General features: G+C 67.9%; 9 protein-coding genes. 1 reads left to right on the forward strand and 8 read right to left on the reverse strand.

All coding sequences use genetic code 11. The features are described from left to right. Window positions 1-88: 88 nt before the first annotated feature. The 4 genes from VI480_RS06895 to VI480_RS06910 are packed head-to-tail and all read right to left on the reverse strand — an operon-like array spanning window position 89 to window position 6,984. Complete coding sequence (locus VI480_RS06895; RefSeq protein WP_323672084.1) at window positions 89-4,945, reverse strand: hydantoinase B/oxoprolinase family protein; 4,857 nt, start codon at window positions 4,943-4,945, stop codon at window positions 89-91. 50 nt (window positions 4,946-4,995) lie between these two features. Continuing rightward, entirely contained in the window at window positions 4,996-5,403 is a 408-nt protein-coding gene (locus tag VI480_RS06900; protein ID WP_323672085.1) for a RidA family protein, read from the reverse strand. A 49-nt stretch (window positions 5,404-5,452) separates the two neighbouring features. Beyond that, window positions 5,453-6,277, reverse strand: a complete 825-nt coding sequence (locus VI480_RS06905) for an enoyl-CoA hydratase family protein (RefSeq protein ID WP_323672086.1) — start codon at window positions 6,275-6,277, stop codon at window positions 5,453-5,455. Beyond that, window positions 6,274-6,984, reverse strand: a complete 711-nt coding sequence (locus tag VI480_RS06910; RefSeq protein WP_323672087.1) for an SDR family oxidoreductase — start codon at window positions 6,982-6,984, stop codon at window positions 6,274-6,276. The genes VI480_RS06905 and VI480_RS06910 overlap by 4 nt, the downstream gene beginning before the upstream one ends. Before the next feature lie 165 nt (window positions 6,985-7,149). Here VI480_RS06910 and VI480_RS06915 point away from each other — a divergent pair, with 165 nt between their 5' ends. Then, window positions 7,150-9,504 (forward strand): FAD-dependent monooxygenase, encoded by a 2,355-nt coding sequence (locus VI480_RS06915; RefSeq protein ID WP_323672088.1) that lies wholly within the window; start codon window positions 7,150-7,152, stop codon window positions 9,502-9,504. Window positions 9,505-9,622: 118 nt separating this feature from the next. On the opposite strand, the gene VI480_RS06920 is transcribed toward VI480_RS06915, so the two are convergent. From VI480_RS06920 to VI480_RS06935, 4 genes are all read right to left on the reverse strand, one after another. Continuing rightward, window positions 9,623-10,441, reverse strand: a complete 819-nt coding sequence (locus VI480_RS06920; protein ID WP_323672089.1) for a PaaX family transcriptional regulator C-terminal domain-containing protein — start codon at window positions 10,439-10,441, stop codon at window positions 9,623-9,625. 24 nt (window positions 10,442-10,465) lie between these two features. Further along, on the reverse strand, window positions 10,466-12,079 hold the full coding sequence (locus VI480_RS06925; protein ID WP_323672090.1) for an AMP-binding protein: 1,614 nt from the start codon (window positions 12,077-12,079) through the stop codon (window positions 10,466-10,468). Between the two features lie 165 nt (window positions 12,080-12,244). Then, entirely contained in the window at window positions 12,245-12,955 is a 711-nt protein-coding gene (locus VI480_RS06930; RefSeq protein WP_323672091.1) for a hypothetical protein, read from the reverse strand. Next, window positions 12,843-13,468, reverse strand: a 626-nt coding sequence (locus tag VI480_RS06935; protein WP_323672092.1) for an NAD(P)-binding protein, incomplete at its 5' end; no start/stop codon positions are given. The genes VI480_RS06935 and VI480_RS06930, both read right to left, overlap by 113 nt.

Here is a 13,468-nt window from a genome sequence, read left to right on the forward strand (position 1 = left end):
CGAGGGTTCCACGCCCGACGTTACGTTGCGATGACGACCCGCTTCTCCGGCTGACGCGTGCGTAGATCGAAAGTCACGCTGATTCGGCTCAGCTGTCGTCCGTGAGGTCGTCGTAGAGGCCGTTGCGGCCGAGGCGCACCAGCAGCTCCTCGGTGCTCCACGGCAGCATCGTGGCCCCGCAGCGGGCATCGCGGTAGTGCTGCTCGAGACGGCCGGGCCGCAGCAGCGATCGCCCGCCGCAGGTGCGCAACGCCAGCGATGCCATCTCCGGGGCGCTCTCCATCGTGGTCACCGTCGCCACATGCGCCCGCCGCAGCTCCTCGGGACTGGGATCGGCCCGGAGCTCGCTGAGCACCCGGTAGGTCAGCGACTGCGCCCGGTCGTAGATGAGCTGCAGCTGCGCCCAGCCGGTCTGCTTGATCGGATGATCGCGTGAAGCCTTCACCCCCGACTCGCCCCGCAGGTAGGTGCGGGTGGCATCCAGGATGGCCCGCATCAGCCCCAGATAGCTGAACGACAAGGTCATGTAGAACTGCGGGAAGCGCTCCACCATCGCGTTGAACATGCCCGGCGGCAGCACCTCATTGCGGGCCGGCACGAACACGCCGTCCATCACCAGCGTGCGGGAGTCGGTGCCGCGCATGCCGATCGGATCCCAGTCGCCGACGATCTCGGCGCCGTCGCCGTCGGCCGGCACGCCGAGCAGGCGGATGTGGGGATCGCCCTCCACCACCGCCAGCACGTTGTGCACGTGAGCAGCACCGCTCAGCGAAGCGAAGATCTTGCGGCCCGTCACGCGATAGCCGCCCTCGGTGGGCACCGCCACGGTGCTGAAGCCCGATCGGGCGCCCGGCGCCTGGCCCTCGGAGAACGGCTGGGAATGGATGACGGTGCCTTGAGTCATGCCTTCCCACAGGTGCGGGCGGGTCTCGGCAAGGTGCGCGGCCATGGCCCCGTCGGGATCCAGCTCGCGTCCGCGCTCGCCGGCCAGCAAGGCGTCGGCGATCGGGCCCGAGAGCAGCGCTGTCGCCGTGTGCATATTGAACGTCAATGCCGTGGTGGCGCAGTGCCGACCCATCTCCTCGGCCACGAGCGCGTAGCCCACGAAATCGGCACCCAGCCCGCCGACCTCTTTGGGCACGCACAGGCCCAGGAACCCGGCATCGGCCAGATCGGCCCAGTTCTCGTGCGGGAAGCTGGCATCGCGGTCGTACTTGGGCGCACGCTCGGCAAATGCAGGCCCCAGCTCGGCCATCCGGGCCACGAGCTCGACGTCACCCTCGCCCACCTCCACCCGGGCACAGCCGGCCAGCTCAGTGACGGTGCCATGTGCCCGTTCGAGCAGATTGCGCCCGCGCGCACCGTCCTCGCCGCCGGCGACGCCGAACGGGGCGATCCGTCGGCAGCTCGACAGCAGGTTGGCCGTCATGGGCTCGCCGAAGCGCAGGCGCCGCACGACGCCGTCGCCCCCGTCGTTCGCCCCACGGCCGCCCGAGCCTCGGCGCACCTCGAATCGCTCCAGCAGCACCGGGTGGCGCTGTTCGAGGATCTCGGGATCGGTGAGGCGGGTGTTGGTCATGTGCGTGTGCACCGCATCGGCACCCGGGCGGCGCGCGGTGGCACCCGCTCCCCCGCAGATGGTCTCGTAGTACTGGTGGGCGGCGTTGCCCCAGATGAAGTTGTTCATGGTGCCCTGCGAGGCCGCCACCACGCCCAGTGCGCCGAACAGCGCATCGGTGATCTGCTGGGACGTCTCGACGTTGCCGGCGATGACCGCTGCAGGCGGGTGGGGCGACAGCATCGACGGATCGGGCACCACGAGTTCGAGTGGCCGCAAGCAGCCGGCGTTCAGCGGGATGGCGTCGTCGACCATGCAGCGGAACACGTAGAGCACCGCCGAGCGGCACACCGCCACCGGAGCGTTGAAGTTGCCCGGATGCTGGCCGCTGGTGCCGGCGAAATCGACCACCGCGCTGCGCTGGTCGGCATCCACCGAGATGCGCACGCAGATCACGCTGCCGTCGTCCAGCTCCATCCGGTAGCTGCCGTCATCGAGTGCGTCGATGACTCGGCGCACCATCTCCTCGGCGTTGTCGGCGACGTGGCCCATGTAGGCGTGCACGACGTCGAGGCCGTAGTAGTCGACGATGCGCGCCAGCTCGACTGCGCCTCGCTCGCACGCAGCCACCTGGGCGCGCAGGTCCGCGATGTTCTGGTCGGGGTTGCGCGCCGGCCACGGTCCGCTGGCGAGCACCTCGCGCACCTTGTCCTCGAGGAAGCGCCCCTCGGTCACGATCTGGAGGTTGTCGAGGACCAGCCCCTCCTCGTCGATCGTGGTGGAGTCGGCCGGCGCCGATCCGGGCACGCAGCCGCCGATGTCGGCGTGATGACCGCGGGAGGCCACATAGAAAATGCGCTCGTGGCCTGCGGCGTCGAACACCGGCCGCACCACTGTCACGTCCGGCAGGTGCGTGCCGCCGTTGTAAGGGTTGTTGAGCACGAACACGTCGCCGGGCGACATGTCGGGGTTCTGCTCGATGACGGTGCGGATGGATTCGCTCATCGAGCCGAGGTGCACCGGCAGGTGCGGTGCGTTGGCCACCAGCTCGCCGGTGAGGTCGAACAGCGCGCAGCTGAAGTCGCGCCGCTCCTTGATGTTCACCGACACCGCGGTGTGCTCGAGCACCACGCCCATCTGCTCGGCGATGTTCATGAACAGGTTGTTGAAGATCTCGAGCTGCACCGGATCGACGCTGGTGCCGATCGCCACACGTGAGGGTCGGGCCACCACCCGATCCAGCACGAGATCTCCGCGGCCGGTGATGGTGCCCTGCCAGCCCGGCTCGATCACCGTCGTGGCATTCGGCTCGACGATGACCGCCGGGCCTGCCACCACCGTGCCGGGCGCCATGGCGGTGCGGTCCCAGAACGGCGTGTCGTAGCGCTCGCAGGTCGGCCGGGTCTCGCCATCGGCCGACGCTGCGCCATCTGATGCGGCGTCTGCGGTCGAACCCATGTAGGTCGGGTGCGTGGCAAGCAATGGCTCGCGGTCGCCCGCCGGCGGTGCGGCCGGCGGCGGATCGACGGCCTGGCCGCGGGCCTCGATATGCAGCGCATCGACCACCAGCGCCGTAGCAGAGTTCGCGGCCCCAGGCGGACTGAAGCCGAACCTCGTCCGGTGCGCATTCGCAAAGTCGCGTGCAACCTCATCCGCTGTGCCCAATGGCACTTCAAGTGTCGTGTCCGAGCCTCGGTAGCGAACGGCGAGACGGCCGGTCACCTCGATCCGATCGGGCGACACGCCCGCTGCAGCCACGGCGTCGATGGCCCCAGGAGCGGCCGCGGCCAGTCGCCGGTGCAGCTCGTCAATGAGTTCTTCATCCAGGGGGGATTCGACCGGCTCGGCACGCAAGTCGGTGACATCGGCCAACCCGATACCGAGCGCCGAGAGCACTCCGGCGTGCGGGTGGATGAGGACGGTGGTGATGCCGAGCCGGTCGGCCACCCGGCAGGCGTGCTGGCCGCCGGCACCGCCGAAGCAGACGAGCGTGTACGCGGTGATGTCGTGGCCCCGCTCAGTGCTGATCTTGCGAATGGCGTTGGCCATGTTCTCGGCTGCGATCTCGCCGTAACCGAACGCCACCTCAGCGGCACTGCGTCGCACGCCGCTCGCGTCGCCGATCCGGTCGGCCAGATCGGCGATGCCGCGGGCGGCAGCTTCAGCGTCGAGCGGCTGACTGCCGTCAGCGCCGAAGACAGCCGGGAAGTACTCGGGCCGGATGACACCCAGCACCGCGTTGGCATCGGTGAGCGCGAGCGGACCGTCGTTGCCGTAACAGACCGGTCCGGGATCGGCGCCGGCCGATTCGGGGCCGACGCGCAGGCGGCTGCCGTCGAAGGTGAGCAGCGATCCGCCGCCTGCGGCGACCGTGTGCATGTCGATGATCGGGGTGCGGACGCGGATGCCCGCCACCTCGGTCTCGTTCGCCCGCTCGAACTCGCCGGCGAAGTGTGAGACATCGGTCGACGTGCCTCCCATGTCGAAGCCGATGAGCCGCTCGAAGCCGGCTGCCTGGGCGGTGCGGGCCATGCCGACGACACCCCCGGCAGGACCCGACAGCAATGCATCGCGGCCGGTGAAACGCCGAGCATCGGCCAGACCGCCGTTGGACTGCATGAACTGCAGCTGCGGCCCTTCAGAAGATGCGGCGGTGCCGATTCTCGACGCGACCGCGTCGACTGTGCCGATTCTCGATGCCACGGCATCGACGTAGCTCCGCAGAATCGGGGACAGGTAGGCGTCGGCCACGGTGGTGTCGCCGCGGGGGACGATCTTGACCAGCGGGTCCACCTCGTGGCTGACCGAGACCTGCCTGAAACCGATCTCGCGCGCAGCGGCGGCCAGCACTGCCTCGTGCCCGATGTGCCGGTAGCCGTGCACCAGCACGATGGCTACGGCCTCCATGCCGCGCTCACGCGCCGCGGCCATGCTGTCTGTGGCCACCGCCAGATCCAACGGGCACAGCACCGTGCCGTCCGCGGCGATGCGCTCGTCGACCTCGAGCACCTCCGAATACAGCATCTCGGGCAGCACGATGTCGAGCTTGAACAAATGCGGGCGGGTCTGGTAGCCGATGCGCAGCACGTCACCGAATCCCGCCGTGATGACGAGCAGGGTCGGCACGCCGCGGCGCTGCAGCAGCGCATTGGTCGCCACCGTGGTGCCCATCTTCACCGACCGGATCCGGTCCGGCGGCAGCGGCTCGCCCCGAGGCACTTCGAGCAGGTCGGCGATGGCGGTGGTGGCTGCGTCGTCGTAGCGGCGCGGGTCCTCGCTCAGCAGCTTGTGCGAGACGAGACTGCCGTCGGGCCGCCGGGCCACGACATCAGTGAAGGTGCCGCCACGATCCACCCAGAAGTCCCAGCCAAGGGTTGCTCGGCTCATGGCAGGACCCTACGTGCCGTCCTTGGCGAGGTCCGTCTCACGGCCTGCTCTCAACCGGGCACGACGGCCGTGGCGATGATCTCCACCATCGCATCGGGTTCGACCAGCCCAGTCGTCCCCAGCAGCGCCATGGCCGGGAAGTGTCGATCGAGATGCTTGCGATGGGCGGCCCCCACGCCGCGAAGATCGCTGCGGTAGGCCTGCACATCGGTCGCGTACACCACCATCGACACGATGTCGTGCGGTTCGCCGCCGGCATGCGCCAGCGCCTCGACGACGTTGCCCAGTGCCACGTCGTACTGCTCGGCGAATGTGTCGCCGACCACGGCACCAGTCGGATCTGCCGCGATCTGGCCAGCGAGGTACACCGTCCGCCCGTCGGCCAGCACGACCGCGTGGGAGAAGCCCGGCGAGGGGGACATCGATTCGGGGCTGATCATCCGGTGCGGTGTCGTCATTGTGGCGTCCCTGCGTCTCGAGATCGTCGTGCGTGTTCGCGCCTTCGTTTCATCGTCCAGTCCAGTTCGGCGCCTCCGAAGCGCCGAATGCACGGTGGAATTCTGCGTGATCGTCGGTGCGCATGAGCAGCGCCTGGGTCATGGCTTCCAGCTCGATGGCGGCGGGCAGGCTCATGTCCGCCTCCCGGCTGATCAGCAGCTTGGTGGCCTGATAGGCCAGCCGGGGCCCGTCAGCGAGCCGCCGCGCCAGCGCCGTGGATTCCTCCAGCAGCTCGGTGGGGGCGACGACCCGGTTCGCGAGGCCGATCTGAACCGCGTCGTCGGCAGTCACGGCATCGCCGAGCATCAGGATTTCGGTGGCCCGCCCCTGCCCGACGAGGCGGGGCAGCAGGTACGCAGAACCCATGTCGCCGCCCGACAGCCCGACGTTGGTGAACAGGAACCGGAACTTGGCGTGGGGCACGCAGATGCGGAAGTCCGACGCCAGCGCGATCACCGCTCCCGCCCCGGCGACCGTGCCGTTGATGGCGGCGATGATCGGGATCGGGCACTCGCGCATGTTCTGGATCACCGCGCCGGTCATGTGGGTGAACTCGAGCAGCTGCTTCGGATCGAACTTCACCAGCTCGCCGATGATCTCGCCGACGTCCCCGCCCGAGCAGAAGCCCCGGCCCTCGCCGGTCATGACGATGGCGTCGATGTCGCCGCGCAGCGGCGCCTCCCGGAACAGGTCCCGCAGGTCGGCGTAGACATCGAAGGTCAGAGCGTTGAGCTTGTCGGGGCGCTGGAACGTGATCGTGGCCACCCGGTCGTCGAGGCTGACGTCGAAGTGCTCCCAGTCGTCCGTGAAGGCTGCTGACGCGCGAAATGTCATGACGGGCCCCCGTCGAGCACGAGCTCTTGGCCGCTGAGGTCGCCGGCCAGCAGCTCCATCACCGCGTCGACGACCTCTGCGATCTCGATGATCCGGCCGTGCGGCGTGGCTTTGGCCAGTGCGATCTCGGCATCAGCGAGGCTCTTGCCGGTCCGTTCGGCGATGTTGGCGATGGTGGCCACGGTCATCTCGGTGCGGACGAAGGTGGGGCACACCGAGTTGACGGTGACCCCGGTGCCGGCCACTTCGGCCGCCACGACTCGCATGAGGCCCATGACCGCGTGCTTGGACGCCGCATAGGCGGCGATGTAAGGGGCGCCTTCGACACCGGCGATAGACGCAACGGTCACGATCTTGCCGGCGTTGCGTTCCAGCATCCGGTCGATCACCGCTCGCGTGCACAGGAACGCGCCGGTCGCATTGACCGACATGTTGCGGTTCCACTCCTCCAGCGTTGTGCGGCCAAGCCGATTCGATCCCGACACCCCTGCGTTGTTCACGAGGACATCCACTGCGCCGATGTCAGAAAACACTGCGGCGACCTGCTGCTCGTCGGTCACGTCGCAGATACGGGCGTCGATGCCGTCCAGCGGCGCCGGGGGTTCAGTGGTCGCCAGCGCGATGACACGGTGACCCTCGGCGGCAAGTTCAGCGCTGATGGCCCCGCCGATCCCGCGGGTCCCCCCGGTGACAACCACGGTGCTCATGCCGCCGCCTCGAGGGCACACCCGCCGGCTAGATGGGCGGGCGAGTGCTGGCGGACAGCGGCGGGGCTCACCATTCCCAAGACCGTACTACTGTTTTTCACATCGCAAATTTCCCGCGATGTCATGGATGGTCCAGCCGACGATGAACCCCGAACGGATGCCTCGATGAAGATCGCCTGCATCGGGGGCGGTCCGGCGAGCCTGTTCTTCAGCATCCTGCTGGCCAAGCAAGACGCGGACCACGACATCACCGTGTACGAGCGCAACCGCCGCGGCGACACGTTCGGGTTCGGCGTGGTGTTCTCCGACGAGACGCTCGCCAACATCGCCGAGACCGATCCCGATTCGATCGCTGCGATCGAATCGGAGTTCCGCTACTGGGGCGCGATGGACGTCCGCTACCGGGGACGGACGATCACCTCCGACGGTCACGGCTTCGCCGCGCTGTCCAGGGTGCGGCTGCTCGAGATCCTGACGAGCCGAGCCCTCGAGCTCGGAATTTGTGTCGAGTTCGAGACCGAGGCTGATGTCGATGGCCTGGCAGGCGAGGTCGACCTGGTCGTCGCCGGTGACGGCGTCAACAGCGGCACCCGAACCCGCTACGCCGACGACCTGCACCCGGTAATTCGCGGCGGCTCGGCGAGGTACATCTGGACTGGCACCGACGCCCCCTTCGACCGGTTCACGTTCATCTTCGAGGACTTGTTCCTCGAAGACATCGAGCACAGCGAAGACATCAAACACAGCGATGACGCGGCGCATCGCACCGTGCAGGCGCACATTTACCCCTACGACGAGACTCGTTCGACGTTCATCGTGGAGATGGCCGAAGCGACCTGGCAACTGTTGCAGCTCGGAGGTCACGACGCAGGCCTCAGCCCAGGCGAATCTGATCAGCACGCCTTGGACTGGTGCAGCCAGATCTTCAGCCGTCACCTGGGGGGCCGGCCCCTCATCGGCAACAACTCGAGATGGATCAGCTTCCCCCGGATCTCGTGCGGTTCCTGGGTCGTGAACAACGTCGTTCTGCTAGGCGATGCCGCCCACACCGCTCACTACTCGGTGGGCAGCGGCACCAAGATGGCGCTGGAGGATGCCATCGCGCTCGCCGATGCCGTGGCCGAGACTGGCGACGTCTCCACTGCGCTCAAGAACTACGAGTCCGACCGGCGGCCCCAGATCGAGAGCCTGCAGCGAGCCGCGGCCACCAGCGAGGACTGGTTCAGCCACGTCGATCACCACCGCCGCCGGCCCTTCGAGCAGTTCGCGTTCTCGCTGTTCACCAGGTCGCAGCGGGTGACCTACGACAACCTGCGCGAGCGCGACGCCCGCTACCACGAAGAGACCCTGAAGTGGTTCGCAGGGCAGCAGCCGCCCGCTCACCAACCGCCGACCCCCGACACGCCGCCGATCTTCTACCCGTTCTCTCTGCGGGACGTGACCTTTCACAACCGCATCGGCGTGTCGCCGATGGCGCAGTACAGCGCCGTCGACGGTATGCCGAACGACTGGCACAAGGTGCACCTCGGCAGCCGCGCCGTCGGCGGTGCCGCTCTCGTGATGACCGAGATGACCTGCACCTCACCCGACGCGCGCATCACTCCCGGCTGCACCGGCATCTGGAACGCCCAGCAGGCCGAGGCGTGGGCCGGCATCGCCCGCTTCGTGCACGACTTCACCGGCGCCAAGATCGGGATGCAGCTCGGGCACGCCGGCCGCAAGGGCTCCACGAAGGTGCCGTGGGAAGGCGAGGACGTCCCGCTGGAAGCCGGCAACTGGTCGCTTGTCTCTGCGTCGCCGATGCGATACCGGACGGGCAGCCAGATGCCGGCCGAGATGTCGAATGCCCAGATGGATGCCGTGCTCGACGACTTTGTGGCGGCCACCCGGCGAGCGGTCGACGCCGGGTTCGACCTCGTCGAGCTGCATGCCGCGCACGGCTACCTGCTCTCGTCATTCCTGTCGCCGGTCACGAACCAGCGCAGCGACGACCACGGCGGCTCGCTCGAGAACCGGGCCCGCTTCCTGCTGCGCGTCACCGAGGCGGTTCGGGAGACCTGGCCGCATGCCAAGCCGCTGTCGGTGCGGATCTCGGCCACCGATTGGATCGAGGGCGGGTTCAGCCGATCGGAGGCCATCGAGCTGAGCGACATGCTCAAGGGCGCCGGCGTGGACATCATCGACGTCTCCAGCGGCCAGGTGGACCCCTCCGGTCAACCCGCCTACGGGCGGCTGTACCAGACGCCGTTCGCCGAGGCGATCCGCAACACGGTCGGCATCCCGACGATGGCCGTGGGCGCCATCTCCAGCATCGATGACGTCAACACCGTGCTGATGGCGGGCAGAGCCGACATCTGCCTGATCGCCCGGGCGCACCTCGTCGATCCCTACTGGACGCTGAATGCGGCGATCGATCTCGGCCGCAGCGAGCAGCCTTGGCCGATCCAGTACTGGCAGGGGCGTACGAGCCGCCGGCGCGAGCAGGTGCCGGACGCTTTGATCGATCGCGACCTGCGGTAGTCGCGCCCGCAGCGGGGGCGGCAGGGAATTCTGCGACCAGCGATCCGGCAGGTCGCAACGTCGCAGAATTCCCTGCCGCCCCCGCCGCTAGAGCACCTGTGCGTTTGGGCTCGGTCGGTTAGCGGCGGGTGGCGGTGGCGAGCGTTTGGAGGTAGAAGCGGTGGGCTCCGGGGCGGAGCTGGCGGTGCAGTTTGGTGAACGTCTCGCGGGCTTCGTCTGCGAGCCAGCCGGCTGGTGTGACTGAGGGCGGCAGACCGGGGTCGGCGTACGGCAGGGGTCGCCACGCGCTGATGTTGTTCATGTGGGCCGCGAATGCGTCGCTATCTGAGCCGGGCTGGGCCATCCACGTTTCGAAGATCGGCTGCTGCATTGCCAGATACTCGCCGTACATCTTGTTGATCACGTCGAGATCCCATGCCCCGGCCGCGACATGGGGCTCATCGCCGTGTGGGCGGAAGTCGCCCTCGAAGAACGACACGTAGCCGTCGAGCCCGCTGCGCCGCAGCATCGTGCGGGCTTCGTCTGCGAGCGAGGCCGGCGCGAACCACGACGCGGCGGGGCCCGGCGCAAACCCGAGGCGAGCCAGCCTTGAACGGATGAGGTAGCGCTTGCTGCGCTCTGGCTCGGGGATCGAGAACAGCACCAGCAGCCATCGGTCGTCGCTGGGCCGAGCTCCGTTGCCGAAGATGCGCCGGTCGCCGGCTTCGAGGATCTCCCGCCCGTCGGCGCTCAGCGCGTAGCCAGCTTTGCCGTCGACTCGCTCGGGTACCAGCAGGCCCGAACGCTTCATGCGAGACGCCGCGGATCGCACTGCCTGCGCGTCGACGTCGAGCTCGCGCAGCAATGCGATGAGTCCGCTGACGGCGACCCAGCCGCCGTAGTCACGGGCGAACAGCCCGTAGGTATCGAGAATGCGGTCTCGTGGTGACTTCGTCATAGGGTCCTGGACCCTGTCCCGCCGCTACTCGCCGGCCAGCGCCGTCAGCCCACGCCGCTGGAGCTTCCCTGTCGGCGTCGTGGGCAGCGGCTCGGCACAGAAGGTGATCCGGCGAGGGTACTTGTAGGGGGCAATCGAGGCCTTCACGTGGTTCTGCAGTTCGCACACCAGCGAGTCGGTGGCCGACGATGGGTCGCGCAGGTGGACGAATGCATGAACCACCATCCCCCGATGTGCGTCAGGCGTGCCGATCACTCCCGCCTCGGCGACTGCCTCGTGGCTCAGCAGGGCCTCCTCCACCTCGGGGGCGGCGATGTTGTAGCCGGCGCTGATGATCATGTCGTCGGCGCGGGCCTGGTACCAGAAGTAGCCGTCGGCGTCGCGGACATAGACATCGCCCGTGAAGTTCCAGCCGTTGCGCACATAGACGGTCTGACGCTCGTCGTCGAGGTAACGGCAGCCGATCGGCCCCTTCACAGCGAGCAGCCCTGCTTCACCGTCTGGGACGGGAGTGCCGCCGGCGTCGAAGATCGCCGCTTCCCACCCCGGCAGTGGCTTGCCGGTCGAACCGGGCCGGATCTCGTCACCGGCCGCCGAGATGAAGATGTGCAGCAGTTCGGTTGCGCCGATCCCGTCGGTCAGCCTGAGGCCGAGCTCGCGCTCGACGAGCTCGAACGTCGACTGCGGCAGCCACTCGCCGGCCGACACGCCGCAGCGCAGCGAGGACAGGTCCGGTCGGGGATCGAGCGCCGCCATCGCCCGGTACGCAGTGGGCGAGCTGAAGCACACGGTGGCCCGTCGCTTGGCGATGAGCTCCGCCAGCGCGGCGGGGCCTGGCTCTTCGCAGAACCACGTGCACGCACCTGCCCGCATCGGGAAGACGACCTCCCCGCCGAGACCGAACGTGAAGGCCAGCGGTGGGCTCCCGACGAACACGTCGTCGCTGCGTGCCTGCAGGATCGGCTCCATCCCGTCGGCAATCGCCAGCAGGTCACGATGGAAGTGCACTGCGACCTTGGGGACGCCGGTGGTGCCCGAGGTGCAAGCCAGCAATGCCGGGTCCGCGGCGGCCGTGTCCACTGCGGGGAAGTCGCCGGACTTGCCCGCGGCCGCTGCGTCGAGACCTCCGTTCGGGCCCCAGACGGCGATCTGACCGTTCGTTGCCCGACGGAGCTCGACTTCAAGGCCCTCGGCACACAGCGAAACGGCGGGCTGGCACTTTGCGATCACCATGGCGAGTTCGCCGGCCCGCAGCAACGGCATGGTGGTGACCGCCACGGCGCCCGCCTTCAGCACCGCACACCAGGCAGCCACCATCCACGGGGCGTTCGGCCCCCGCAGCAGCACCCGATTGCCCGGAACAATGCCGTAGTCGTCGACGAGCACCGCAGCGAGGCGGTTGGCACAGTCGGCCACCTCGGCATAGGTCCACACGTCGTCGCCGAGTCCCGTGCAAAGACGAGGTCCCCAGCCCCGTTCGATCGCTCCATCCAGCAAGACGGCAGCGGCATTCAACCGATCCGGGTAGCAGTACAGCGATTCGTCGAGCCGGATCTCGGGCCAGTGCTCGGCGGGCGGCAGTCCGTCCAGCACGAAACGGTCGACGTGCGCTGTCGCTACTTCCAAGTCTGCGCTCATGTCCAACCGCACCGTGCCTTTGAAGTGCTGTTGAAGTGACGATCTCTAATCGAACGCTATATCGAGACGTGGCGCAGTGCAAGAACTTCCAAGTGCGCCCGCAGGTACGCGACGACGCCCGGCTCGACCGCCGCAGCCGCACGATGCGGGCGGCCGTGCGGGCGGCTAGGCCTTGATCCGCCGGAATCGGGAGCCGTGCAGGATGCCGCCGTAGTAGTTGAACACCTCGCGGGCGTTCGCATCATCGAACGGGTAGTCCGCACCGAGCTGTGTGGCTGCCGCCAGCCCCGTCACGAAGCAGGTCTCCTGGCTGTTCACCAGCGTGTGGGCCCCGCAGTGCCAGCTGCGGCGCCTGCCCTGGACGAAGCGGAACAGCGGCACGAGCAAGGCCACTTGACGTATGTCGTGAACGACGTGCTGGAACCACCAGCGCTTGATGACCTTGGCGTCGTCGATGGGCGAGATCGGGTTGTAGGTCACCAGGCAGGGCTTGTCGGAACCGTGAGCCCAGGGCTGCTGGTTGTGCATGATGTAGGTGATCTCGTAGTTGTCGGGCCTGGCGCCGTACTGCTCGACGTGATTGGTGCGAGTTCGCAGGCATTCCACCTCGTCGTCGGGCAGGACCGACGAGTCCCAGTGCACCAGCGTGTGGTTGTGCAGCTCGCTCTCGTAGCGGACCGACGTCAGCAGGTAGCGCTCCAGCGCCGTGGGCTTGTCCAGCATCATCAGGGTCTGGTTGGCGTTGGCGGCGAAGATCACCTCGTCAAAGGTCTCGCGCGCCCCGTCGGCGTCTTCCACCACCACTTCCGACGCCCCGCGGTACACCTTGCGCACGGGCCGGTTCAGGAGGATCTTGTCCGTGAAGTCCGCCGTCATGGATTCGTAGATGCGCCGCGTGCCCTGGTCCCAGGTCTGCATGGGCGTCGCCGATTCGATGTCGAAGAACTCCAGACGGGTTCAGCGCATTGAGAAGCTTCGACCGTGCCCGGGTGAGGCGGCCGAACGAGTGCAGCCGTCGCAGCAGGCGCTGGAAACGCTCGATCTCGGGCTGCAGCTGGTCCCTGATGGCGGAGTCGAAGTCGTGTGCGTACCTGCCGCCCTGGTACTTCACGCTGTAGTTGAACTTCGTCTCGAACAGCTCGATGCCGAAGCGCTCCAGCAGCAGCAGGACGTGGTCATAGACCGACGGAATGAGCGCCGTGACCGAGATGTCGAACGGGATCGATGTGCCGTCGTCTTGCGGCATGTCGGCGGTGAAAGCGTTGCCGCCGAGGCGATCGTTGGCCTCGAACAGCCGGAAGTCGAACCGGTCCGGATGCTGTGCCAGCGCCCACGCTGCGCCCAGCCCCGACATGCCGCCGCCGATGATTGCGATCCTGCGCTGCGTCA

It is taken from the genome of Candidatus Poriferisodalis multihospitum, from assembly GCF_028283155.1.
GTDB classification, from domain to species: domain Bacteria; phylum Actinomycetota; class Acidimicrobiia; order Acidimicrobiales; family Poriferisodalaceae; genus Poriferisodalis; species Poriferisodalis multihospitum.

What these genes read in the sequence shown, in the direction of transcription:
- VI480_RS06910 (WP_323672087.1), bottom strand. Translation starts at nt 6,984, where the DNA reads ATGAGCACCGTGGTTGTCACCGGGGGGACCCGCGGGATCGGCGGGGCC.
- VI480_RS06905 (WP_323672086.1), bottom strand. Translation starts at nt 6,277, where the DNA reads ATGACATTTCGCGCGTCAGCAGCCTTCACGGACGACTGGGAGCACTTC.
- VI480_RS06920 (WP_323672089.1), bottom strand. Translation starts at nt 10,441, where the DNA reads ATGACGAAGTCACCACGAGACCGCATTCTCGATACCTACGGGCTGTTC.
- VI480_RS06900 (WP_323672085.1), bottom strand. Translation starts at nt 5,403, where the DNA reads ATGACGACACCGCACCGGATGATCAGCCCCGAATCGATGTCCCCCTCG.
- VI480_RS06930 (WP_323672091.1), bottom strand. Translation starts at nt 12,955, where the DNA reads ATGACGGCGGACTTCACGGACAAGATCCTCCTGAACCGGCCCGTGCGC.
- VI480_RS06925 (WP_323672090.1), bottom strand. Translation starts at nt 12,079, where the DNA reads ATGAGCGCAGACTTGGAAGTAGCGACAGCGCACGTCGACCGTTTCGTG.
- VI480_RS06915 (WP_323672088.1), top strand. Translation starts at nt 7,150, where the DNA reads ATGAAGATCGCCTGCATCGGGGGCGGTCCGGCGAGCCTGTTCTTCAGC.
- VI480_RS06895 (WP_323672084.1), bottom strand. Translation starts at nt 4,945, where the DNA reads ATGAGCCGAGCAACCCTTGGCTGGGACTTCTGGGTGGATCGTGGCGGC.